This is a genomic window from Phenylobacterium hankyongense, from assembly GCF_003254505.1.
GTDB lineage: Bacteria > Pseudomonadota > Alphaproteobacteria > Caulobacterales > Caulobacteraceae > Phenylobacterium > Phenylobacterium hankyongense.
Genome location: NZ_QFYP01000001.1, coordinates 1,176,461 through 1,199,267 on the forward strand (window position 1 = coordinate 1,176,461; position 22,807 = coordinate 1,199,267).

Consider the following 22,807-nt stretch of genomic DNA (forward strand, 5'->3'; position numbering starts at 1 on the left):
GATATCGTCGCCATGCCGTCCACGTCGCCGTCCGGCGGGCCCGCCCCTGAGCCGTCCGAACCGCGCCTGGTTTTGCAGGGCCTGCGGAGCGCCCTGGTCGGGCCGTTCGACTTCCGGCTGGCGGCCGGAAGCTGCGCGGCGATCAGCGGCGCGTCGGGCTCCGGCAAGAGCCTGTTCCTGCGGATGATCGCCGACCTCGACCCCAACGAGGGCGAGGTGCGGCTGGACGGGATTTCGCGGGCGACCATGGCCGCCACCGCCTGGCGCGCCCAGGTCCCTTACGTCGCGGCCGAGTCCGGCTGGTGGCGCGACACGGTGATCGAGCATTTCACCCCCGCGAAGCTGGCCGTGGCGCGGGAGCTGGCCGATGAGCTCGGGGTCGGCCGCGCGCCGTTCGACGGGCCGGTGCAGCAGCTCTCGACCGGCGAGCGCCAGCGCCTGGCCCTGATCCGGGCGCTCGTGCTGGAGTCCCCCGTGCTGCTGCTCGACGAGCCCACCGGTCCGCTGGACCCGGAGTCGGTCGGCAAGGTCGAGACCCTGCTGCGCGCCCGCCTGGCCAAGGGTCTGTCCGTGGTCCTGGTCAGCCACGATCCGCGCCAGGCCGAGCGGCTCGGAGCCCAGCGCTACCTGATGCGCGACCGGCAGCTGACGGCCGAGACATGAACCCGATCCAGCTCAGCCCCTCGGACCTGGCCATCGCCGCCTCGCTGGTAGCCTTCGACGCCCTGCTGTCGGTGGGTCTGCGCCTGCAGCTGCACCGCCAGATCCTCTGGGCCGCCGGCCGCATGGTGGTGCAGCTGGTCGCCGTCGGCTACCTGATGCGGCTGGTCTTCGCGATGCACCATCCCGCCGCCACCCTGGCGCTGGTGGTGCTGATGGCCGCCGTCGCGGCGCGCGAGATCGCCGCCCGTCCCGAGAAGCGGTTCAAGGGCTTCTCCGGCCTAACCTTGAGCGCCGGCGGCGTGGCGATCGCCACCGCGGTGACGGTGGGGCTGGCGCTGCTGACCGCCATCCGGCCGCACCCCTGGTACGACCCGCGCTACGCCATCTCCCTCGCCGGCATCATCCTCGGCGCCGTGCTGAACGCCGGCAGCCTGGCGCTCGACAGCATCCTCGGCCGCGTCCAGCGCGAGCGTTCGTCGATCGAGGCGCAGCTGGCCCTGGGGGTGAGCTTCCACCAGGCCATCGCCCCGCTGCTGCGGGACTCCATCCGCCGCGGCCTGCTGCCGATCATCAACCAGATGTCGGCGGCCGGGGTCATCACCCTGCCCGGGATCATGACCGGCCAGATCCTCGCCGGCCTCGATCCGGTGGAGGCGGTGAAGTACCAGATCCTGCTGATGTTCCTGCTGGCCGGGGCCAGCGGCCTGGCGGCCCTGCTGATCGCCTACGGGGCCGTGCGCCGGCTCACCGACCCCCGCCAGCGCCTACGCCTCGACCGCCTGCGCTAGACCTCGTTGCTCCCCCTCCGGGGGAGCTGTCAGCGAAGCTGACTGAGGGGGTCCTCCGAGGTCGGCGCTCAGGAAAGCGCCGCGTAGGCCGCTTCGATCAGCCGCCGCGGCCGCAGGTCGCCCATCAGCGCGGTCCCCTGCTTGTTCATCACATAGGCCCCGCCGAGCTTGCGCTCCGGGTCGGCAAAGGCGCACGACCCGCCCCAGCCCGAATGCCCGAAGGTCGAGAGGCCCGGCCCCCAGGGCTTTTCCGTCTCGTTGCGCATGAAGCCCGCGGCCCAGCTCATCACGTAGGGCAGCACCAGGTCCTGGCCGCGGATCCGCTCGCGCGCGGCCTCGCCGATCAGCGCCGGGGACAGGATGTCCTCGCCGTCCAGCCAGCCGTCGTTGGCCAGCGCCCCCATCAGCCGCGCCAGCCCCTCCGCCGTGCAGTGGCCGTTGGCCGAAGGAATCTCCATCCGCCGCCACTCCGCCTGGCCGCGCCCGGCGGGCGAGGACCACGGCGTCAGGAAGGCGGCGCGCGTGGGCTCGTTGTGGTGGCCGAAGTCCGGCAGGGCGTTGGGCCGCTGCAGCTCGGCGACCCGGTCGAACTCGCTGTCCGGCAGGCCGATCCACAGGTCGAGGCCGAACGGCGCGGCCAGGTCCTCGCGCAGCGCCGTCCCCATGCTCCGGCCCTCCACCCGGCGGAAGACCTCGCCGGCCAGGTAGCCGAAGGTGATCGGGTGGTAGCCGCTGGCCGTGCCCGGCGGCCACAGCGGGGTCATGGCCGCGAGCTTGGCGCAGATGTGGTCCCAGTCGAACCACTCGGCAGGGTCCATCGGGTCCGGGAAGCCGCACAGCCCGGCCTGGTGCGACAGCAGCTGCTCGACGCTCACCGCGCCCTTGCCGGCGGCGGCGAACTCCGGCCAGACGGAGGCGACGGTCTGGCCGTAGTCGAGCTTGCCCTGATCCACGAGCCTGGCCATCAGCAGGGCGGCCAGCGCCTTGGTGGTGGAGAACACCGGCGTCAGGGTGCGGTCGTCGAAAGCCCGGGTGCGCTTGCGGTCGGCGTGGCCGGCCCAGAGGTCGAGCACCACCTCGCCGGCCTCCACCAGGGTGAAGCGCGCGCCCAGCTCCTCGCCGGCGCCGAAGTTGGCGGCGAAGGCGTCCTTCACCGCAGCGAAGCGGGCGGCGGCGTGGCCAGCGATCTCGACCATGGAGGCTCCCGGGTTCAGAGGCGCTCTATACGCACACGGGCGCTCGGGCGCACCACCCGCTGGGCAAGCGCCACGATCGGCAGGTCGGTCGCGCCCCAGGTGAGGGCGGCCTGCACGGCCTCGGCGGCGGCGCGGGCGGCGCGTTCGGCGGCCGCCAGCGGCGCGAGCCCCTCCACCAGCCCCGCGCCGAAGCTGGCGGTGACCAGGTCGCCCGTGCCGTCAGGCGACCTCTCGAGCTTGGGGTGGGCGAACAGGGTGGCCTCGCCGCCGTCCCAGTGGAGCAGGCCGATTTCCCCGGCCGCGCCGGGCACGGAGGTCACCAGGGCGGACCGGCCTAGCGCCCGGGCCGCGGCGGCGGCGCTGGCGGCGTCGGTGACCGGCAGGCCGGTGAGCCTCGCCAGCTCCCAGACGTTGGGGGTGATCCAGTCCGCCAGCGGCACCAGCCGCTCCGTCAGCATGTCGGCGACTTCGGGTTTGACGTAGAGCCCGTCCGGGGCGTCGCCCATGATCGGGTCGACCACCACCACCGGCTGGCGCGCCGCGGCGGCGCGCACCCGCTCCAGCACGCCGGCGGCGATCTCCACCTGTTCGGGCGAGGAGAAGTGGCCGGTGATCACCAGGTCGACCATGCCGAACACGGCGTCGGCCTCGATGTCGGCCAGCATGCGCCGGAACACCTCCGGCGAGGTGACCTGGCCCTGGGCGCCCTTGGCCGGGCTGCGCCCCAGCAGCACGGTCGGCGCCAGCACCGGATCGATCTTGTGGGCGGCGAGCACGTACTGCTGCGCGCCGCCGCCGATCCGGGCGGCGGACACGAAGCTCGACATGATCAGCGCCACAGCCATGGCGCCAGCCTTACTAGCTCAGCGCTAGTACCGGTAGTGGTCCGGCTTGAACGGGCCCTGCGGCGTCACGCCGATGTAGTCGGCCTGTTCCTTGGAGAGCTTGGTCAGCTTCGCGCCCAGCTTGTCCAGGTGCAGCATGGCGACCTTCTCGTCGAGGTGCTTGGGCAGGGTGTAGACCTTGGTCTCGTACTTGGCGCCGTTGGTCCACAGCTCGATCTGCGCCAGCGTCTGGTTGGTGAACGAGGCGCTCATCACGAAGCTCGGGTGGCCCGTGGCGTTGCCCAGGTTCACCAGCCGGCCCTCGGACAGGACGATGATCTTCTTGCCGTCCGGGAATTCCACGTGGTGGACCTGCGGCTTGATCTCGTCCCACTTGAAGTTGCGCAGGCCGGCGATCTGGATCTCGGAATCGAAGTGGCCGATGTTGCAGACGATGGCGTTGTTCTTCATCGCCCGCATGTGGTCGACGGTGAGCACGTCCTTGTTGCCGGTGGCGGTGACGAAGATGTCGGCCTTGGCGGCCACGTCCTCGACGGTCTGGACCTCATAGCCCTCCATCGCCGCCTGCAGGGCGCAGATCGGGTCGACCTCGGTGACCACCACGCGGGCGCCGCCGTTGCGCAGGCTCGCCGCCGAGCCCTTGCCCACGTCGCCGTAGCCCAGGACCACCGCCACCTTGCCGGCCAGCATCACGTCGGTGCCGCGGCGGATGGCGTCGACCAGGCTCTCGCGGCAGCCGTAGAGGTTGTCGAACTTCGACTTGGTGACGCTGTCGTTGACGTTGATCGCCGGGAACGGCAGCTCGCCGCGCTCGGCCATCTGGTAGAGGCGGTGCACGCCCGTGGTGGTCTCTTCGGAGACGCCCTTGCAGGCGTCGCGGATGGCCGAATAGAAGCCCGGCTTCTCCTTCAGGTAGCGCTTCATCACCGCGAACAGCGCTTCCTCTTCCTCGTTCTGCGGGTTGGCGAGGACCGAGGGGTCCTTCTCGGCCTTCGGGCCCAGCACGCAGAGCAGGGTGGCGTCGCCGCCGTCGTCGAGGATCAGGTTCGGGTAGCCGCCGTCGGCCCACTCGAAGATCTTGTGGGCGTACTCCCAGTACTCCACCAGGTTCTCGCCCTTGATGGCGAACACCGGCGTGCCGGTCACCGCGATGGCGGCGGCGGCGTGGTCCTGGGTCGAGAAGATGTTGCAGGAGGCCCAGCGGACCTCCGCGCCCAGCGCCTGCAGCGTCTCGATGAGCACCGCGGTCTGGATGGTCATGTGCAGGGAGCCGGCGATCCGCGCGCCCTTCAGCGGCTGGTCCTTGCCGAACTCCGCGCGCACCGCCATCAGGCCGGGCATCTCGGTCTCGGCGATGTCGATTTCCTTGCGGCCCCAGTCGGCCAGGGCGATGTCCTTCACGACATAGTCGGTCATGTCTTGTCCTTGCGGGGCAGAAATCCGGTCGCGGCTCTATAGCCGTGCGCAGCCCGCCGGGCAACAATCATATAAAGAACTCTTTATGTGACTTGGCCGCTGCGCTGCCGCAGGCGCTCTCTATTGGTCCACGAACCACACGAACCACACGAACTGGCCCTGCCACCGGCTAGCCTGGACCAGACGAAGCGCGTTGGTGTGGTTCGTGTGGTTCGTGGACATTCCAACCGGCGCTGCCGCGCCACGGCGCCTGAAGTCAGCGCGCCGCCCAGAACGGCTCGGCGTGGTTCAGCTTGTCGAGGGCCTTGGCGGCGCGGTCGACCAGCGCGTCGGCCCGGCCGGCCCGCAAGCCGACCAGCTCGCCGGCCGCGAAGGCCGCATCCGGCGGCAGCTGCAGGTGGGCGATCAGCGGCTCGGCGGTGGCGATGTCGTTCAGCTCGCCCAGCGCCTCCTGCAACGCCTTCAGCCGCTTGGTGAAGCGGTCGACGCGCTTCTCGCGGAACAGGCTGGCGAAGCCGTCGGTGGCGTAGCGGAGCTTCTTGGCCTCGATCCGCGCGGCGTGGCGGGTCTCGGGGGCGGCATGCCTGAGGCCGCGGCCGCATTTGCGCAGCTTGCGGCGGCGGCGCGCCAGCACGTCGGCGGCGAAGGCCTTGGCGGGCCCGTGCACGGCATCCGACGCCTTGAGCCAGTCGCCGGTCTCGACCCAGGCGGTGGCGTCGATCAGCAGCATGCGGAAGCGCTGCGAGGAGACCGCCTCGACGACGTCGCGACGCGCCCGCGCGCGGGCCGCCTCCACCGCCTCCGTCAGGGCCGCGAGCCCGGCCGGCGGCGGGTCGAGCCTGGCGGCCGGCTCCAGCACGTCGGCGGCGAAGACGTCGAGGTTGCGCGCCTCGTCGCCGGCCTTGCTCAGCCAGCGCAGCTCGCGCTTCACCCGCTCGAAGTCCTTGTCGCGGACCACGTCGGAAAAGGTGGCCAGCGCGCTGCGCAGCCGCCTTGCCGCGACCCGCAGCTGGTGCACCGCCTCGACCTGCGGCGCTTCGCGCAGCACCACGGCGTTGGCCGCGATCTGGCCGAGCGCATTGCGCCCGGCGGCCTGGAAGGCGTCGGCCACGGAGGCGGCGGGCGCCAGCGCCACCTTCTCCCGGCGTCGCGCCTGCAAGGGCGACCCGGCCACCAGGGCCTGGCCGCGGGCGGCCTTGCCGTCGAAGGACAGGTAGAGCGGGGCGGCGGTGGAAAGCTCCCGCGCCAGGTCGAACAGGGCTTTCGGATCGCCGCTCATCAGCTCCAGCTCGACCTCGCTGATCGGGCTGGCGTCGCGGCCGCCGCGCACCTCGCCCTGGTCCAGCGCCAGCTCGATCTCGGCGTCGCCGTAGCGGATCAGCCGCTGGCGGCGCGTCACCCGCACGTTGAACGCCGGCTTCAGGGTCGCCGCCTGGCCGTGCGGCAGCAGCTCGCGCAGGGGGCCGAGGTCGGGATCGGGGATGTCGCCGACGATCGGCGTCTCGTGCTCCTCGCGCGACAGGCCGTCGCCGCGCTTCAGGGTCTGCACCCGCGCGCCCTTGCTCTCGCGCACCCTCAGCGAGGCCCCGGCCTTCTGCAGCGCCAGGTCCGGGGTGTCGAAATAGACCGAGATCAGTTCGCGGCTCTCGTCGTCGCCGGCCGGCGCGGCGGCCAGCACCGCCCCCAGGTCTTCGGGGGCGCACAGGAACTTGAGCTCGATCTCGCAGGCGTTCGTCATCGCCGGTCTCCGTCCTGGCCGCGATCATACAACGGCCACGGGAGGGGCGGGAGTCGCCGGATCAACATTGGTTAACGCGGTCAGGGCGGCCGCAGGGCGCCTTGCGCCGGCGCAACCGCCGCGCTCTAAAGCCGCCGAGCCTTCCCAAGGAGCCGGCATGAACGCACCCATCGCTTCCGCCAGCCTGGCCGCCGACCCCGCCCAGCCGCGCCACGACTGGACCCTGGAGGAGGTGGAGGCGCTGTTCGAGCTGCCGTTCACCGAGCTGGTGTTCCGGGCCGCCGCCGTGCACCGGCGCTGGTTCGATCCCACCGAGCTGCAGATCTCCCAGCTGCTGTCGGTGAAGACCGGCGGCTGCCCCGAGAACTGCGGCTACTGCAGCCAGTCGCAGCACTTCAAGACCGCCACCACCGCCTCCAAGCTGATGGAGGCCGACGCCGTGATCGCCGCCGCCGCCGAAGCCAAGGCCGGCGGCGCGCAGCGCTTCTGCATGGGCGCCGCCTGGCGCGACCTGAAGGACCGCGACCTGCCGAAGGTCGCCGCCATGATCGGCGGGGTGAAGGCGCTCGGCCTGGAGACCTGCGCCACGCTGGGCATGCTGACGCCGGACCAGGCCAAGGCGCTGAAGGCCGCCGGCCTCGACTTCTACAACCACAACCTCGACACCGGGCCGGACTACTACGACCAGGTGGTCACCACCCGCACCTACCAGGACCGGCTCGACACCCTGGCGGCCGTGCGCGACGCCGGCATGAGCACCTGCTGCGGCGGCATCGTCGGCATGGGCGAGACCCGCCGCGACCGCGCCGGCCTGTTGCACCAGCTGGCCACCCTGCCCAGCCACCCGGAGAGCCTGCCGGTCAACGACCTGATGCCGATCCCCGGCACCCCGCTGGGCGGCTCCGCGCCGGTGGACGGCTTCGAGTTCGTGCGCATGATCGCCGTCGCCCGCCTGGTCTGCCCGAAGTCGGTGGTCCGCATCGCCGCGGGCCGCGAGCACATGTCCCAGGAGCTGCAGGCGCTCTGCTTCCTGGCCGGCGCCAACTCGATCTTCGTCGGCGGCCGCCTCCTGACCACCGACAACCCCGAGAAGTCCGCCGACGACGCCCTGCTGGCGGAACTGAAGATGCGCCCGATGACCCGCAAGGCGGCGGAACTGGCCTAAGCCGTCGGCCGCTCCTCGAAATCCTGGGGCGCCTCATCCGCCGCCTCGAAGCGCTCCACCGAGGTGACTTCCGCGTGGCTGGGGCCGCGCCGACAGGCCTGCGCGAACTGCTCCACGGCCGCGCCAGGACCTGCCGCCAGCACCTCCACCGACCCGTCGCGGCGGTTCCTGACCCAGCCGCCGAGCTGCAGCCGGCGCGCTTCGGCGCAGGCCCAGAAACGGTAGCCCACCCCCTGGACGCGACCGCGGATGATCAGACGGGCGGCGATGCGGTCCATAGCTCAGGAATGGCTCTGGGCGCTCGACAGTCAACGAGCCGCTAGGCCGGCGTCGGCGCGTCGTTGAAGCGCGCCGCCTCCCGCTCGCAGAAATCGGCCAGCCCGCGCAGGGGCGCCGCGCCGTCGCCCTCGAACGACGATCCGTGCATCAGCGCCAGCGTCGTCGGCGCGAGCGCCGCCAACCCGCGCAGCACCTGGCCGGTGGCCGGCGTCATGCACATGGCGTGGAACATCCCTTCGGCCTCCAGCGCGGCCGGCAGGATGTCGTCCCGGGTGAGCGCGGCGCCGTCGCCGACGTGGGTGAGCAGGTCGCCGCAGAACAGCGTCCCCGCGGTCTCCTCGTAATAGATCCCCGCCTCCCAGCCGTGGGGGACGTGCGGCGTGCCGAGCCACCGCATCCGCTTGCCCCCGAGGTCGATCACCTCGCCATCGGCCAGCGCCCGCGGCGGGCGGTCGGCCAGGTCGTTGATCGAGACGTCGCAGCCCAGGACGCCATGCGCCACCTGGGCGCGGGGCGCGGCCTCCAGCCAGAGGTTCATGGCGCCGCATTCGTCGGCCTCCACATGGCCGAAGCTGATCCAGCGCAGCCGCTCCAGCGGCATGATCCGCTCCACCGCCTGCGCCAGGTCGGCAAAGGTCTGCCGGTGACCGCAGTGGAACAACATCGGCTCGTCGCCGTCGATCAGGAACTGGTTGAAGGTGAAGCCGGCGGGCGGCGCCACCGCCTCGACCCAGGTGGACAGCCGGTACACGCCCGGGGCGATCTCGTTGATCCTCGTATCCATTTCGCACCTGCCTCGCGGCGACAGGAAACGCCCCGGCGCAACCGGCGGCAATGCGCGGGATCACTTTCCGCCGTGCGATCGGACGTCGATCAGCCGTTCGCGCCGACCACCTTGCACACCGCCCCGGTGAGCTGGGCGAGCTCGCCTTCCGAGATCGGGTAGGGCGGCGTCAGGTAGACCACCTTGCCCATCGGCCGGATCCAGACGCCCTCCTGCGCGAAGCCGGCGCAGAGCGCGCCCACCGCCACCGGCCGGTCGAACTCCACGACGCCGATCGCGCCGCGCACCCGCACGTCGACCACGCCCGGCGCCGCGCGGCAGGGGGCGAGCCCCGCCTCCAGGCCCTCGGCGATCCGCGCCACGTCCGCCCGCCACTGGCCGGTCTCGAAGATGTCCAGCGAGGCGTTGGCCGCCGCGCAGGCCAGCGGATTGGCCATATAGGTGGGCCCGTGCATCAGCGCCGCGCCGGGGTCGTCGGACCAGAAGGCCTCGAAGATCCGCCGGCTGGCGATGGCGGCCGACAGCGGCAGCGTGCCGCCGGTGAGCGCCTTCGACAGGGTGACGATGTCCGGGGTCACGCCCGAGCCGGTGCAGGCGAACAGGTCGCCGGTGCGGCCGAAGCCCACGAAGATCTCGTCGAAGATCAGCAGCACGTCATGCCGGTCGGCCAGCCGGCGCAGCCGCCGCAGCACCTCGTCGTCGTGGAACAGCATACCGCCGGCGCCCTGCACCCGCGGCTCGACGATCATCGCCGCGATCTCCTGGCCGCGCTCGGCCAGCAGCGCGTCGAGCGCCGCTTCCGACGCCGCATTCACCGGCAGCGCCACCACCGGCTGGGCCGGCATGACCCCGGCGAACAGGCTGTGCATCCCCTCCTCGGGGTCGCAGACCGTCATCGTCGCCAGGGTGTCGCCGTGATAGCCGCCAAGGAAGGCCAGGAACTTTGTCCGGCCGGCCACGCCGCGGTTGATCCAGTATTGCAGCGCCATCTTCATGGCGATCTCCACCGAGACCGAACCGGACTCCGCGAAGAACACGTGGTCCAGTTCGCCCGGCAGCAGGGCCGCGAGCCGGCTCGCCAGCCGATAGGCGGGCTCGTGCGCCAGCCCGCCGAACATCACGTGCGGCGCCCGCGCCAGCTGGGCCTCCACCGCCTGGCGGATGTGCGGATGGTTGTAGCCGTGGCAGGCGGTCCACCACGAGGCGATGCCGTCCACCAGCTCGCGGCCGTCCTCCAGGACGATCCGGCAGCCCTCGGTGCGGGCCACGGTCAGCGGCGCGGGCGCGGTCTTCATCTGGCAATAAGGCCGCCAGACGTGCGGGGCGCCTTCGGAGAGCCAGGCGGGCGATGCGGGCATCGGAACCTCAGGGTGACGCAACGGAGCTTTCGCCGGACCGAGGGCTCGGGCATACGGCGGCCTGTGAACGACACCCTCACCGCCTTTGCGCAAGCGAAAATGGCCGAGCTTGAGGCGCAGAGCCTGCGCCGCACGCTCAAGCCCACCCGTCGGATCGACGGCGTGTGGGTGGAGCGCGGGGGCCGCCGCTACGTCTCCTTCTCCTGCAACGACTACCTCGGCCTGTCGCAGCACCCGCAGGTGAAGGCCGCCGCCATCGCCGCGGTGGAGGCCTATGGCGCGGGCGCGGGCGCCTCGCGGCTGGTGACCGGCGACCACCCGCTGTTCGAGCGCCTGGAGGCGCGGCTGGCCGCCCTGAAGGGCGCCGAGGCGGCCTGCGTGTTCGGCTCCGGCTACCTGGCCAACGCCGGCATCATCCCGACCTTCGTCGGCCGCGGCGACCTGATCCTCGCGGACGAGCTGGCGCACGCCTGCATCTGGGCGGGCGCGAAGCTGGCCGGCGCGGAGACGATCGCCTTCCGGCACAACGACATGGAAGATTTGGCGGCGAAGCTGGCGGCGCTGCGCCCCGGCGCCCGGCGCGCCCTGGTGGCCACCGACGGGGTGTTCTCCATGGACGGCGACATCGCCCCGCTCGACCAGATCAGCCGGCTGTGCCGCGCCCACGACGCCTGGCTGCTGGTGGACGACGCCCACGGCCTGGGCGTGCTGGGCGGCGGCGCGGGCACGGCGCGGCTGTTCCCCGAGGCGCACGTCGACCTGCAGATGGGGACCTTCTCCAAGGCGCTCGGCGGCTACGGGGCCTATGTCTGCGCCAGCGCCGCGGTCATCGACTTCATCAAGACCCGGACGCGGACGGTGATCTACACCACCGGCCTGCCCCCCGCGAACGCTGCTGCGGCGCTGGCCGCGCTCGACATCATCGCCGCCGAGCCGGAGCGGGTCGCCGCGCCGCTCGCCAAGGCCCGCCGCTTCACCGCCGCGCTCGGATTGCCGCCGGCCGAGAGCGCCGTCGTCCCGATCCTGCTGGGCGAGGCGGAGACGGCGCTGGCCGCCGCCGCCGACCTGGAGGCCCAGGGCCTGCTGGCCGTCGCCATCCGCCCGCCGACCGTGCCGGCCGGCACCGCGCGGCTGCGCCTGGCCTTCAGCGCCGGGCACCCCGACGAGGCGGTGGACCGGCTGGCGCAGGCCGTCCGGCCCTGGCTGTCGCAATGAGGCCCGCGCTGTTCGTCGCCGGCGCCCACACCGACATCGGCAAGACCCATGTGGCGGCCGCCCTGCTCCGCGCGGCCCGCGCCCGCGGCCTGACCGCAGACGCCCTGAAGCCGGTGGTCAGCGGCTTCGATCCCGACGACTGGGCGCCCAGCGACCCCGGCCGCCTGCTGGAGGCCCTCGGTCGACCAGCGACCCCCGAAGCCCTCGAAGCCATCTCCCCGTTCCGGTTCGCGGCCCCGCTGGCCCCGCCGATGGCCGCGCGGCTGGAAGGCCGGCGCCTGGAGCTCGCGCCGCTCACCGCGCTGTGCCGCGCCTGGCTGGCGGCCGCGACGGCGGAGCTGCGGCTGGTGGAAGGGGTCGGCGGGCTGATGTCGCCGATCGCCGAGGACGCCACCGGGCTCGACCTGATGGCCGCCCTGCAGCTTCCCACGGTGCTGGTGGGCGGCTCCTACCTCGGCGGGATCAGCCACACCCTGACCGCCCTGGAGGTGCTGCGCAGCCGCGGCCTCGCCGTCGCCGCCTTGGTGGTCAGCGAAGACGGGTCGCCCGACGCGCCGGATTTCAAGGAGACCGTGCAGATGGTCTGTCGGTTCGCGGGCGCCACGCGCGTCCTTGGCGCAGGGCGGGACACGCAGGCGGGTTGGCCGACGGCCCTGCTCGAGGCGGTGATTGCAGGCGCGCCCTAGCTTAGCCGCCTCCGGGCGCCTACGTTCCGCATCGAGCGCCAAGGGGGCCCCGTGCAGCCGATCATTTCCGTAAAGGGTCTATCCAAGACCTACGCCGGGGGCTTCCAGGCCCTGAAGAACGTCGACCTGGAGATCCGCAAGGGCGAGATCTTCGCCCTGCTCGGCCCCAACGGGGCCGGCAAGACCACCCTGATCGGCATCGTCTGCGGCATCGTCAACGCCAGTTCCGGCCAGGTGCTGGCCGACGGCCACGACATCGTGCGCGACTACCGCGCGGCGCGCGCCAAGATCGGCCTGGTCCCACAGGAGCTGTCCACCGACGCCTTCGAGACGGTCTGGGCGACGGTGAACTTCAGCCGCGGCCTGTTCGGCAAGCCGGCCAACCCCGCCTACATCGAGAAGGTGCTGCGCGACCTGTCCCTGTGGGACAAGAAGGACAGCAAGATCATGGCCCTGTCCGGCGGCATGAAGCGCCGGGTGATGATCGCCAAGGCGCTGTCGCACGAGCCGCAGATCCTGTTCCTCGACGAGCCCACCGCCGGCGTCGACGTCGAGCTGCGCCGCGACATGTGGGAGATGGTCCGCGGCCTGCGCGAGCGCGGCGTGACCATCATCCTGACCACCCACTACATCGAGGAGGCCGAGGAGATGGCCGACCGGATCGGGGTGATCTCCAGGGGCGAGCTGATCCTGGTGGAGGAGAAGACCGCGCTGATGCGCAAGCTCGGCAAGAAGCAGCTGACCCTGCACCTGCAGGAGCCGTTGACGGCGGTGCCGAGCGGCCTGTCGCAATACCAGCTCGACCTCGAGAACGAGGGCGCCGACCTGGTCTACAGCTTCGACGCCCAGGCCGAGAACACCGGCATCGCCGAGCTGCTGCGCGAGCTTTCCAAGCGCGGCGTCGACTTCAAGGACCTCCAGACCCAGCAGAGCTCGCTGGAGGAGATATTCGTGAGCCTTGTGAGAGGCCAGACCTCGAAGGTTCCGGCATGAACTTCCACGCGATCCGCGCCATCTACCGCTTCGAGATGGCGCGCACCTTCCGCACCGTCGTGCAGTCGATCGCCGCCCCGGTGATCACCACCTCGCTGTATTTCATCGTGTTCGGCGCGGCGATCGGCAAGCGGATGGCGACCATCGACGGGGTCAGCTACGGCGCCTTCATCGTGCCCGGCCTGATCATGCTGTCGATCCTCACCGAGAGCATCTCCAACGGCTCGTTCGGCATCTACATGCCCAAGTGGTCGGGGACGATCTACGAGATGCTGTCCGCGCCGGTGTCGGCGCTGGAGGTGGTGATCGGCTACGTCGGCGCGGCGGCCTCGAAGTCGGTGATGCTGGGGCTGATCATCCTCGCCACCGCGCGGCTGTTCGTGCCGTTCGAGATCGTCCATCCGCTGTGGGCGGCGGCCTTCCTGGTGCTGACCTCGATCACCTTCAGCCTGTTCGGCTTCATCCTCGGTATCTGGGCCGACGGCTTCGAGAAGCTGCAGATCGTGCCCTTGATGGTGGTCACGCCGCTGACCTTCCTGGGCGGCAGCTTCTACTCGATCTCGATGCTGCCGGGGATCTGGGCGAAGATCGCGCTGTTCAACCCGGTGGTCTACCTGGTCAGCGGCTTCCGCTGGAGCTTTTACGGCATCTCCGACGTCGACGTCGGCGTGAGCCTGGCCATGACCCTGCTGTTCATGCTCGCCTGCCTGACGGCGATCTGGGTGATTTTCCGCACCGGCTGGCGGCTGAAGACGTAGGGAAAACAAGTGCTCCCCCTCCGGGGGAGTTGTCGGCGAAGCCGACTGAGGGGGTCCTCCGAGGGTCCGTGCCAACCCCCCTCCGGCCCATCGGGCCACCTCCCCCAGAAGGGGAGGAACGGGTCTATTCCTCTTCGTCGAAGCGGTCGGCGACCAGCAGGGCGAGGGCCTCGACGGCTTCGTAGGCCTGGTCGCCCTCGGCCTCGATGTCGATGCAGCAGCCGGGGCCGGCGGCCAGCATCATCAGGCCCATGATCGAGCGGGCGTCCACCGTCTGGCCGTCCTTGGAGACCTTCACCTCGGCGTCGAAGCCGGAGGCCATCTTGACGAACTTCGCCGAGGCGCGGGCGTGCAGGCCGCGCTTGTTGACGATCTCGACCGTGCGGGCCGCGCTGCCGCTCACTTCTCGCCGGCCAGCACGTAGGAGGCGACGGAGATGTACTTGCGCCCGGCTTCCTGGGCGTGGGCGACCGCCTCGTCCAGGCTCTGGCGATTGCGGACGCTGGCCAGCTTGATCAGCATCGGCAGGTTCAGCCCGGCGATCACCTCGGCCTTGGTCTGCTCCATCACCGAGATGGCGAGGTTCGAGGGCGTGCCGCCGAACATGTCGGTCAGCAGGATGACGCCCGCGCCGCTGTTCACCCGCTCGCACGCCTCCAGGATGTCCTGGCGGCGCCGTTCCATGTCGTCTTCGGGCCCGATGCAGATGGCCTCGACCGCAGTCTGCGGCCCGACCACGTGCTCCATGGCGAAGACGAACTCCTCCGCCAGTCGCCCGTGCGTGACGATCACGAGCCCGATCATGCCAACTCTTCCAAGGGGTATCCCCACCCGACGCGGCGAGAGAGCGGTCCGCGGCCGTGCTAAATACGCCTGTTGGAGCCGGCGTCAAAGATGGCGAGCGCGCGACCCAGTTTCGCAGGCGCGGAGGCTTCCTTAAGGTCAAGCTGCAGGACCGGCAGGCGGACCCCCAGCCGCTCGACGAATTGCGGCTCCGGCAGCCGTTCCGGCGTCCCGGCCCGCGCCACCAGCACCACTTCCGACAGCGGCAAGGCGTTGAGCCGCAGAATGTCGACGCCGCGGGCCTCGATCAGGTCGCGCAGGCTGTCCGGCGCACGCCCGAACAGACGGCCGTCGCAGACCCACAGCAGGGTGCGGTCGTCTGCCACCGGGCTGAACCCCGCCTCGAACGCCCGCAGCGCCAGGTCGCTCTTGCCGGACCCGGACGGGCCCTCGATCAACACCCCGCGCCAAGCGCCGTCGCGGCGGGCGGCGATCAGGCCGGCGTGGAGGATCAAGGCTGGATCTCGGGCAGGGCCAGGATGAACATCGCCCCCACCACTGCGCCGTCGGCCGTGATCCGGTTGGCGGCGCGCAGGCTCCCGCGGTGCGCCTCGGCGATCTGCCGGGCGATGGAGAGGCCCAGGCCGGAGTTGCCGCCGAACGCCGCGCCTTTCGGTCGCGAGGTGTAGAACCGCTGGAAGACGGTCTCCAGGTTCTCCGGCGGAATGCCGGGCCCGGAGTCGGCGACGGTGGCGATCGCCTGGCCGCGCGCCCGCACCAGATGGATCACCACCTCGCCGGCCGGCGGGCTGAACGAGCGGGCGTTGTCGATCAGGTTGCGGAAGATCTGCCCGAGCGGGCCTTCGCGGCCCTGGACGGTGACCGGCACCAGCCCGCCCGGCGCCTCGAAACGGACCGTCACGTCGCCCGGCTTGGCGGTGGCCTGGTAGAGGGTGACGATGTCGGTGATCAGCCGCTCCAGGTCGACGGTCTTCGGCAGGTCGCGCGACAGCTCGGCGTCCAGGCGCGAGGCGTTGGAGATGTCGGTGACCAGCCGGTCCAGCCGCTGGACGTCGTTCTTGAGGATGCCCAGCAGGCGCTCGCGGGCCGCAGGCTCGGTGACCAGGTCCAGGGTCTCCACCGCCGAGCGCAGGGAGGTCAGCGGGTTGCGGATCTCGTGGGCGACGTCGGCGGCGAAGCTCTCGATGGCGTCCATCCGCTCCGACAGCGACTTGGTCATGTTCTCCAGGCTGCGGGTCAGGTCGCCGAGCTCGTCCTCGCGGCCGGCGAGGTCCGGCAGCGAGATCGCCCGCGCGCCCGCCAGCCGCACCCGGTCGGCGGCCCGCGCCAGGCGCAGCACCGGCTGGGCGATCAGGCCGTTGAGCATGAAGCTGGAGATCAGGTTCACGGTGATGGCGATCAGGATGAAGGGGATCAGCGCCGCCCGCTCGCGGGCGATGATCTCGTCCACGTCGCTGGCCTCCAGGGTCAGCACGCCCAGCACCGCCTTGACGTGCTGGATCGGGATCGACACCGACACCACCCGCTGGCCCTCGTCGCCGCGCCGCAGGCCGGCGATGTGGCCGCCGCGCAGCGCCTGGGCCACCTCGCGGCTCAGCGCCGCCTGGGCCTCCCGCTCGCCCGGATGCGGCATCTTCGGCAGCTGCAGGTCGAGCGCCAGGCCGCGACGCGACTCCCGCGGCTTGGCCGGGGGCAGCACCTTCCACTCCACCCGGTCGGCGACCCAGTCGCTGTCGGCGATCAGCCGGCCGTGGGCGTCGAACAGCCGGGCCCGCTGCCGCTTGGGGTTGGAGAGGATCTGCAGCACCTCACTGGCGTAGGTGGGGTCCATCGCCGGCTGCGGCTCGCCCACGGTGGCGGCCCGGTCGATGATGGTCGCCATCAACTCGCCCTGGGTGGTCAGGCTGTCGATGCGGGCCATCACCAGCCCGCGCCGCAGTTCGTTCAGCACCAAGGCCCCGCCGATCAGGATCGCCAGGCCCAGGACGTTGAGCGCGATGATCAGGCGGCCGAGGCGGGTCCCCGGCAGCCATTTGAATCGCGCAGGCTTTCGGGCCCGTTCAGGTTTCGCGGTATCGGTAGCCGACGCCATACAGGGTTTCGATCGCGTCGAACTCAGGGTCCACATCGCGGAACTTCTTGCGCATGCGCTTGATGTGGCTGTCGATGGTGCGGTCGTCGACATACACCTGATCGTCGTAAGCCGCATCCATCAGGTTATCGCGGCTCTTCACGAAGCCCGGGCGCTGGGCCAGCGACTGCAGGAGCAGGAACTCCGTCACCGTCAGCTTCACCGGCCGGCCGTCCCACAGGCAGTCGTGGCGCGCCGGGTCGAGGGTCAGCTTGCCGCGCTTGATGGCGCGCGACCCGCCCTCGGCGGCGGCCGGGCCCGGCGCCGGCTCCTCGCCGTCGATGCCGGCGCGGCGCAGCACCGCCTTCACCCGCTCGATCAGCAGGCGCTGGCTGAAGGGTTTGTGGATGTAGTCGTCGGCGCCCAGGTTGAAGCCCAGGATCTCGTCGATCTCCTCGTCCTTCGACGTGAGGATGATCACCGGCAGGTCGGAAGTCCGCCGCAGCCGGCGCAGCACCTCCATGCCGTCCATCCGCGGCATCTTCACGTCGAGGATCGCCATGTCGGGCGGATCGTTCTCCAGCGCGGCCAGGCCGGCCGCCCCGTCATAGTAGGCCTTCACGGCGTGGCCGTGGCTTTCCAGTGCGAGGCTGACCGACGTGACGATGTTCTCGTCGTCGTCCACCAGGGTGATCTTGGCCATCGTGGGTTCGAACTCTCCTAGAAGCGCATGGGAAGCTAGTCGGGCCGCACAGTGGCCTCAATGGGGCGCGGTTGCATTAACCGTGCAGTCAACCCGCCCTTAAGCTTGTTGGCGCAAACGTCTGCCCGTCCCGGGGGGCTTAGATGGTTAGTGCGCGCGTGCATTTCGAGGTCTTCATCCGCAGAAAGCCAGGTTCCGGCTGGACGCTGGAGATGGCCAGCGAAGATCGCGCCCTTGCGGTCACTACCGCCGAAGACCTGATGAAGGAAGGCCGCGCGGTCGCCGCCAAGGTCACAAAGGAAACGCTGGACGAAGAGACCCGCGAATTCCAGACCGTCACCATCCTCAGCCTCGGCGCGCCGGACACCGCCAAGAAACCCAAGGTCCAGGAGAATTCCGAGCCGCTCTGCGTCACGCCGCAGGACCTCTACACCATTCATGCGCGCGAGCGGATCGGCCGGTTGCTGGAAGCCTGGCTCGAGCGACAGCACGCCACCCCGTTCGAGCTGCTGCACCGGCCCGACCTGGTCGAACAGCTGGAGGCCTCGGGCACCGACCTTCAGCACGCCATCCAGAAGATCGCCGTGCCCGAGGCCCAGGCGCGCGGCTCCACCGTCCATGAGCTGATCCGCGTCTTCAACGGCCTGGTGGAGCGCTCCGTCGACCGGCTGATGCGCGACGCCAAGCGCGGCGTGCTCCCGGACATCGACAAGGAAGGCTTCGCCGCCGCCGCCGAGCGGCTCGCGAAGGACCCCGACCGCGGCTACCTGCTCGGGGCCGGGGTCGCGGCGTCGATCGCCCCGGCCAGGCAGTGGTCGGAGAAGGTCTCGCGGCTGCTGGACCTCGCCGACGCCGCGCCGGCCTCAGGCCCGGCCCGCAGCCTGGCGATCTCCACCCTGGAACAGCCCCTGGCCGAGATCCTCGGCGTCAAGCCCGGCCTCGACGACATCCTCGGCAAGGGCATGGACCTGGGCGGCAACCTCGCCGCCATGACGCGGCTCTGCGCCTGCGACGCGGTGGCCATGCTGATCCGCATCGAGCCGTCCGTGGCCAAGGTGATGCCGGAGCTGTCGCCCAGCGCCCAGCGGCTGGCCAAGTGGCTGGGGGCCGAGGACTTCATCGAGGTCCGCACCGCCTTCGGCAAACGCATCCTGCGCGAGCTGAACGGCCCGCGGCGGCTGCGGCCCGGCGACGCCGCCGGCGAGATCGACATCCTGCGGGGCCTCGCCATGTCGCTGACCGCGGCGGCCGGCAAGCTGCTGCCCCTGGAGGACGTCCAGGCGGCCTTCTCCGCCCGCTCCAAGATGCTGGTCACCGGCGATTTCGTGGAGGCCTACCTCGGCCGCGACAAGTCGGCGATCGAAGAGGCCCAGGCCCTGGTGTGGATGACCGAGAACGTCATCGGCGCCGCCAACAAGCGCCAGGCCGGCCGCTGGCTGAACGCGGTGATCTGCGCCCTGCGGTTCGAGAAGGAGTTCCGCAACGGCGAGGACACCGCGGCCATGCGGCTGAGCGTGCTGGCCGGCCTGCAGCGCTCGGCCGCCCGCTGCGGCCTGGTGCCGGAGGACTTCATCCCGATCCAGACCAAGCTCGGCGAGCTCGGCGGCCAGATCGAGGCGGACGCCCGCCTCACCGCCCAGCTGGCCAAGGCCAGCGCCCCGGCCATCCACCGGCTGACCCTGTTGCTGCGGCTGGCGAGCGGCGAGGCCGCGCCGCTGGGCCCCGCCGCCGACCGCGCCCGCGCCGAGGCGCTGCGGCTGGTGCGCCAGGACGACACCCGCGCCGAGCTCTCCAAGGCGCCCGAGCAGATGAGCGCCGTGCGCGAACTGATCCAGCAGGCGGGCCTCGCCGCCTAAAGACCCAGCGCCTCGCCCAGCGCGGCCACCACCTTGGTCACGTCCGCGTCGGCCATCCCCGGATAGAGCGGCAGCGACAGGCAGCGGTCGTACCAGGCCTGGGCGCCCGGCAGGTCGAGCGAGCCGTAGCGCTCCCGGTAGTAGGGCTGGCGATGGACGGGGATGTAGTGGACCTGGCTGCCGACGCCCCGCGCCCTCAGGTGCTCCACCACCTCGCGTCGCGTGCGCCCGGCGGCCGGGAAGTCGATCAGCACGCACATCAGGTGCAGGACGGGCTCGCTCCAGGCGGGCGAGGCCGCCGGCCGCACCACCGGCGCCAGCGGGGCCAGCGCCTGGCCATAGGCCCGCGCCAGCTCCCGGCGGCGCGCGGCGAACCGGTCGAGCTTGGCCAGCTGCGACAGGCCGAGCGCGCAGAGCACGTCCGGCAGCCGGTAGTTGAAGCCGATCTCCGGCATCTCGTACCACCAGGGCTCCGCCCCTTGCGGCCGCACCATGCCGTGGCTGCGCAGGGCCCGCAGGCGCTCGGCCAGGGCCGGGTCGTTGGTGGTCACCATCCCGCCCTCGCCGGTGGCGATGGTCTTCACCGGGTGGAAGGAGAAGGTGGCCATGGCCGAATGGCGCACATCGCCGACCCGTTCCGCCACATTGCCGAAACGCATCGTCGTTCCGAGGGCGTGCGGCGCGTCTTCCACCAGCACCGCCCCCGCCTCGCCGGCCAGCGCCGCCAGCCCCGGCAGGTCGGCCGCGTCGCCGCGCAGGTGCACCGGCAGCACGGCGCGCAAGCGGCGGTCGCCGACCCGGCCCAGCGCCTCGCCCAGCGTCTGCGGCGTCATCAACCCGCTGTCGGGATCGACGTCGGCGAACACCACCTCGGCGCCGACGTAGCGGGCGCAGTTGGCGGTGGCCAGGAAGGTGATCGAGGGCGCGATCACCACCTCGCCCGGCTGCACGTCGAGGGCCAGCATCGCCAGGTGCAGGGCCGCCGTGCCGTTGGCGCAGGCCACCGCGTGGCGCGCCCCCACCCTCTCCGCGAAGGCTAACTCGAAGGCCTCGACCCGGGGCCCGGTGGTCAGGAAGTCCGCCTTCAGCGCCTCGACGACGGCGGCGATGTCGTCGTCCTCGATGGTCTGGCGGCCGTAGGGAAGGACCGGCTCGGCCATGCTCAGTCGCCGGCCCGCCGCCGGCGGTTCGGCGCGCCGTCGCCCAGCAACGCCAGCAGGCCCTCCGTCGACAGCCACTCGTCGTTGGTGTTCGAGGCGTAGGAGAAGTCCTCCGCCAGGCGCGAGCCGGGCAGCGGCGCGCGGGTGTATTCCACGAACGCCGGCTCGATGGCGTAGCGGTCGCCGAGGTCGACGGTGCTGCGGGCGTCGTCGGCGGAGATCATGATCTCGTGCAGCTTCTCGCCGGGGCGGATGCCGACCACCTTGATCGCCGCCTTGGGAGCCATGGCGGCGGCCAGGTCGGTCATCTTCATCGAGGGGATCTTGGGGACGAAGATCTCCCCGCCGCGCATCACGCCGAGCGACGACAGCACGAAGTCCACGCCCTGGTTCAGGGTGATCCAGAAGCGGGTCATCCGCGGGTCGGTGATCGGCAGCTCGGTCGCGCCGTTGGCGATCAGCCGCTGGAACAGCGGCGCCACGGACCCTCGGGAGCCGACCACATTGCCGTAGCGGACCACGGCGAAGCGGGTGCCGATGTCGCCGGACAGGTTGTTGGCCGCCACGAAGGTCTTGTCGGAGGCGAGCTTGGTCGCCCCGTAGAGGTTGATCGGGTTGCACGCCTTGTCGGTGGACAGCGCCACCACCTGCTTCACCCGGTTGGTCAGGCAGCCCCAGACCACGTTCTCCGCGCCCAGCACGTTGGTGTGGATGCATTCCGAGGGGTTGTACTCGGCGGCCGGCACCTGTTTCAGCGCCGCGGCGTGGATCACCACGTCGACGCCGCGCATGGCCAGGGTCAGCCGCTCACGGTCGCGCACGTCGCCGAGGAAGAAGCGCATGCGCGCGAGCTTCTCCGGCCCGAAGCGCTCCATCAGGTCGAACTGCATCTCGCTCTGCTTGAGCTCGTCGCGCGAGAAGACGATCAGCTTGCGGGGCGTCGCACGCTCCAGCACCGTTTCGACGAAGCGGCGCCCGAACGAGCCGGTGCCGCCGGTGACGAAGATGACCTTGCCGTCGAGGTCCAGGCGGGTCGGCTCAAATCGGCCCAAGGGGCGCTCCGGGTCAGCGAATCGTGCCTGCGCACTCTACCCCGACGGCGCGTAAAGGGAGCGCTAACCATAACCACGGCACATCTTGGCCATGCGCCGCCGCTCCCTCCTGGCCCTTCTGGCCCTCTCCGCCGCCCTGCCGGCGGTCGCCCGCGCCGCCGAGGAGCCCGGCAAGAAGAAGAAGGCCGGCGGGGCCAGCTTCATCCCCCTCGATACCCTCACCGGGACCACCAGCAAGGCCGGCGGCCGGCGCGGGGTGATGACCGTGGAGTGCGGCCTGGACGTGCCCGACGGCAACCTCCGGGCGCGGGCCGAGGCCTCGCTGCCGCGCCTGCGGGCGGCCTACGTCCAGACGGTGCAGATCTACGCCGGCGGCCTGCCGTCCGGCTCGCCGCCCAACGCCGACTTCCTGGCCCGCACCATGCAGCACCAGACCGACACCCTCCTCGGCCGGCCCGGGGCCCGCTTCCTGGTCGGCGCGATCCTGGTCAACTAGCCGTCACATCGCCGAGATGCCGCCGTCGAGCTTCAGCTCGGCGCCGGTCATGAACTTGCTCTCGTCCGAGGCCAGGTAGAGGCAGGCGTTGGCGATGTCCTCGGGCTCGCCGATGTGGCCGAGCGGCACCTGCCGCCCGAGCTTGGCCTCCGCCTCGGCCTTGCCGAACCGCTGGCGCAGGGGATCGAGGATCGGGGTGTCGATGAAGGTCGGGTGGATGGAGTTGGAGCGGATATCCAGCCCCTGCTTGGCGCAGTGCAGGGCGATGCCCTTGGACAGCAGCCAGACCGCGGCCTTGGAGGCGTTGTAGGACGGCGAGTTGTGGGCGGCGATCAGGCCGGCGATCGAGGAGATGTTGACGATCGAGCCGGGCTGATGCTGGCGCATGTACTTGAGCGCGTGCTTGGTTCCGAGGAAGACCGAGTCCACGTTGACGCTCATCACCAGCTTCCAGTCGTCGAGGCTGAGGCTCTCGATGTCGCCGCCGCGGCTGATGCCGGCGTTGTTCACCAGCACCGAGATCCCGCCCATGGCCTCGTCGGCCTCCTCCAGCGCGAAGATCCACTGGTCCTCCTTGGTGACGTCCAGGGGGAAGGCGAAGGCGGTCCCCGCGCCGTGGGCGGCGTTGATCTCCGCGGCCACCGCCTGGGCGCCCTCCAAGTTGACGTCGGCGACGCTGACCTTGGCGCCCTCGGCCGCCAGCTTGCGCGCCATCGCCGCGCCCAGCCCCTGCGCCCCGCCGGTGATGAAGGCCTTCTTGCCCGCGACCCGCCCTGCCATC

The 22,807-nt window shown here is 71.2% G+C and carries 24 protein-coding genes; 9 read left to right on the forward strand and 15 right to left on the reverse strand.

The genetic code is table 11. The features are described 5' to 3' along the window. The first annotated feature begins 12 nt into the window (after positions 1-12). Together DJ021_RS05665 and DJ021_RS05670 are read left to right on the forward strand one after the other, a co-directional pair. A complete protein-coding gene (locus tag DJ021_RS05665; protein ID WP_111456621.1) occupies positions 13-663 on the forward strand; it encodes an ABC transporter ATP-binding protein in 651 nt (216 codons plus the stop codon). Then, complete coding sequence (locus DJ021_RS05670) at positions 660-1,451, forward strand: ABC transporter permease (RefSeq protein WP_111456622.1); 792 nt, start codon at positions 660-662, stop codon at positions 1,449-1,451. Before DJ021_RS05665 ends, DJ021_RS05670 begins: the two co-directional genes overlap by 4 nt. A 68-nt stretch (positions 1,452-1,519) precedes the next feature. Here the strand turns inward: DJ021_RS05670 and DJ021_RS05675 are convergent, their stop codons facing one another. From DJ021_RS05675 to DJ021_RS05690, 4 genes are all read right to left on the reverse strand, one after another. Then, positions 1,520-2,647 (reverse strand): serine hydrolase domain-containing protein, encoded by a 1,128-nt coding sequence (locus DJ021_RS05675; RefSeq protein WP_111456623.1) that lies wholly within the window; start codon positions 2,645-2,647, stop codon positions 1,520-1,522. Between the two features lie 14 nt (positions 2,648-2,661). After that, positions 2,662-3,492 (reverse strand): PfkB family carbohydrate kinase, encoded by an 831-nt coding sequence (locus tag DJ021_RS05680; RefSeq protein WP_111456624.1) that lies wholly within the window; start codon positions 3,490-3,492, stop codon positions 2,662-2,664. Positions 3,493-3,516: 24 nt separating this feature from the next. Continuing rightward, positions 3,517-4,908: an adenosylhomocysteinase gene (gene ahcY, locus DJ021_RS05685; RefSeq protein WP_111456625.1), complete on the reverse strand. Its 1,392-nt coding sequence runs from the start codon at positions 4,906-4,908 to the stop codon at positions 3,517-3,519. A gap of 256 nt (positions 4,909-5,164) precedes the next feature. Next, complete coding sequence (locus tag DJ021_RS05690; protein ID WP_111456626.1) at positions 5,165-6,646, reverse strand: CYTH and CHAD domain-containing protein; 1,482 nt, start codon at positions 6,644-6,646, stop codon at positions 5,165-5,167. Between the two features lie 157 nt (positions 6,647-6,803). Between DJ021_RS05690 and bioB the strand changes: the two genes are divergently transcribed. Then, a complete protein-coding gene (bioB, locus tag DJ021_RS05695; RefSeq protein ID WP_424443727.1) occupies positions 6,804-7,811 on the forward strand; it encodes a biotin synthase BioB in 1,008 nt (335 codons plus the stop codon). On the opposite strand, the gene DJ021_RS05700 is transcribed toward bioB, so the two are convergent. From DJ021_RS05700 to DJ021_RS05710, 3 genes are all read right to left on the reverse strand, one after another. Then, positions 7,808-8,089 carry an acylphosphatase gene (locus DJ021_RS05700; RefSeq protein WP_111456627.1) on the reverse strand — a complete coding sequence of 94 codons (282 nt, stop codon included), beginning with the start codon at positions 8,087-8,089 and terminating at the stop codon, positions 7,808-7,810. The genes bioB and DJ021_RS05700 overlap by 4 nt on opposite strands. Before the next feature lie 41 nt (positions 8,090-8,130). Continuing rightward, positions 8,131-8,874 carry an oxygen-binding di-iron domain-containing protein gene (locus DJ021_RS05705; RefSeq protein WP_111456628.1) on the reverse strand — a complete coding sequence of 248 codons (744 nt, stop codon included), beginning with the start codon at positions 8,872-8,874 and terminating at the stop codon, positions 8,131-8,133. Positions 8,875-8,963: 89 nt separating this feature from the next. Then, a complete protein-coding gene (locus tag DJ021_RS05710; RefSeq protein WP_111456629.1) occupies positions 8,964-10,232 on the reverse strand; it encodes an adenosylmethionine--8-amino-7-oxononanoate transaminase in 1,269 nt (422 codons plus the stop codon). Between the two features lie 99 nt (positions 10,233-10,331). On the opposite strand from DJ021_RS05710, the gene bioF reads away from it, so the two are divergent. Genes bioF through DJ021_RS05730 form a run of 4 tightly spaced genes read left to right on the forward strand, consistent with a single transcriptional unit; the run spans position 10,332 to position 13,884 of the window. Further along, positions 10,332-11,447 (forward strand): 8-amino-7-oxononanoate synthase, encoded by a 1,116-nt coding sequence (bioF, locus tag DJ021_RS05715; RefSeq protein WP_111456630.1) that lies wholly within the window; start codon positions 10,332-10,334, stop codon positions 11,445-11,447. Then, positions 11,444-12,133 (forward strand): dethiobiotin synthase, encoded by a 690-nt coding sequence (gene bioD / locus DJ021_RS05720; RefSeq protein WP_111456631.1) that lies wholly within the window; start codon positions 11,444-11,446, stop codon positions 12,131-12,133. Before bioF ends, bioD begins: the two co-directional genes overlap by 4 nt. A 51-nt stretch (positions 12,134-12,184) precedes the next feature. Continuing rightward, positions 12,185-13,126 (forward strand): ABC transporter ATP-binding protein, encoded by a 942-nt coding sequence (locus tag DJ021_RS05725; protein WP_111456632.1) that lies wholly within the window; start codon positions 12,185-12,187, stop codon positions 13,124-13,126. After that, positions 13,123-13,884, forward strand: a complete 762-nt coding sequence (locus DJ021_RS05730; protein ID WP_111456633.1) for an ABC transporter permease — start codon at positions 13,123-13,125, stop codon at positions 13,882-13,884. The genes DJ021_RS05725 and DJ021_RS05730 overlap by 4 nt, the downstream gene beginning before the upstream one ends. A gap of 124 nt (positions 13,885-14,008) precedes the next feature. On the opposite strand, the gene DJ021_RS05735 is transcribed toward DJ021_RS05730, so the two are convergent. From DJ021_RS05735 to DJ021_RS05755, 5 genes are read right to left on the reverse strand one after another with little or no spacing between them, the layout of a single operon-like run. Continuing rightward, positions 14,009-14,287 carry an HPr family phosphocarrier protein gene (locus DJ021_RS05735; protein ID WP_111456634.1) on the reverse strand — a complete coding sequence of 93 codons (279 nt, stop codon included), beginning with the start codon at positions 14,285-14,287 and terminating at the stop codon, positions 14,009-14,011. Continuing rightward, positions 14,284-14,688: a PTS sugar transporter subunit IIA gene (locus DJ021_RS05740; protein ID WP_111456635.1), complete on the reverse strand. Its 405-nt coding sequence runs from the start codon at positions 14,686-14,688 to the stop codon at positions 14,284-14,286. Before DJ021_RS05740 ends, DJ021_RS05735 begins: the two co-directional genes overlap by 4 nt. A 59-nt stretch (positions 14,689-14,747) precedes the next feature. After that, entirely contained in the window at positions 14,748-15,182 is a 435-nt protein-coding gene (locus tag DJ021_RS05745; RefSeq protein ID WP_111456636.1) for an HPr kinase/phosphorylase, read from the reverse strand. Next, positions 15,179-16,780: a stimulus-sensing domain-containing protein gene (locus tag DJ021_RS05750; RefSeq protein ID WP_111456637.1), complete on the reverse strand. Its 1,602-nt coding sequence runs from the start codon at positions 16,778-16,780 to the stop codon at positions 15,179-15,181. Before DJ021_RS05750 ends, DJ021_RS05745 begins: the two co-directional genes overlap by 4 nt. Continuing rightward, positions 16,749-17,462, reverse strand: a complete 714-nt coding sequence (locus DJ021_RS05755; protein ID WP_111456638.1) for a response regulator transcription factor — start codon at positions 17,460-17,462, stop codon at positions 16,749-16,751. The genes DJ021_RS05750 and DJ021_RS05755 overlap by 32 nt, the downstream gene beginning before the upstream one ends. Positions 17,463-17,605: 143 nt before the next feature. Here DJ021_RS05755 and DJ021_RS05760 point away from each other — a divergent pair, with 143 nt between their 5' ends. Beyond that, complete coding sequence (locus tag DJ021_RS05760) at positions 17,606-19,318, forward strand: hypothetical protein (RefSeq protein WP_111456639.1); 1,713 nt, start codon at positions 17,606-17,608, stop codon at positions 19,316-19,318. On the opposite strand, the gene pseC is transcribed toward DJ021_RS05760, so the two are convergent. Next, entirely contained in the window at positions 19,315-20,478 is a 1,164-nt protein-coding gene (gene pseC, locus DJ021_RS05765) for a UDP-4-amino-4,6-dideoxy-N-acetyl-beta-L-altrosamine transaminase (protein WP_111456640.1), read from the reverse strand. The two genes, DJ021_RS05760 and pseC, sit on opposite strands and share 4 nt — an antisense overlap. Before the next feature lie 2 nt (positions 20,479-20,480). Beyond that, entirely contained in the window at positions 20,481-21,530 is a 1,050-nt protein-coding gene (gene pseB, locus DJ021_RS05770; protein WP_111456641.1) for a UDP-N-acetylglucosamine 4,6-dehydratase (inverting), read from the reverse strand. A gap of 91 nt (positions 21,531-21,621) precedes the next feature. Here pseB and DJ021_RS05775 point away from each other — a divergent pair, with 91 nt between their 5' ends. Further along, a complete protein-coding gene (locus DJ021_RS05775; RefSeq protein WP_111456642.1) occupies positions 21,622-22,026 on the forward strand; it encodes a hypothetical protein in 405 nt (134 codons plus the stop codon). Between the two features lie 3 nt (positions 22,027-22,029). On the opposite strand, the gene DJ021_RS05780 is transcribed toward DJ021_RS05775, so the two are convergent. Continuing rightward, positions 22,030-22,806, reverse strand: a complete 777-nt coding sequence (locus DJ021_RS05780; protein ID WP_111456643.1) for an SDR family oxidoreductase — start codon at positions 22,804-22,806, stop codon at positions 22,030-22,032. Between the last annotated feature and the right edge of the window lies 1 nt (position 22,807).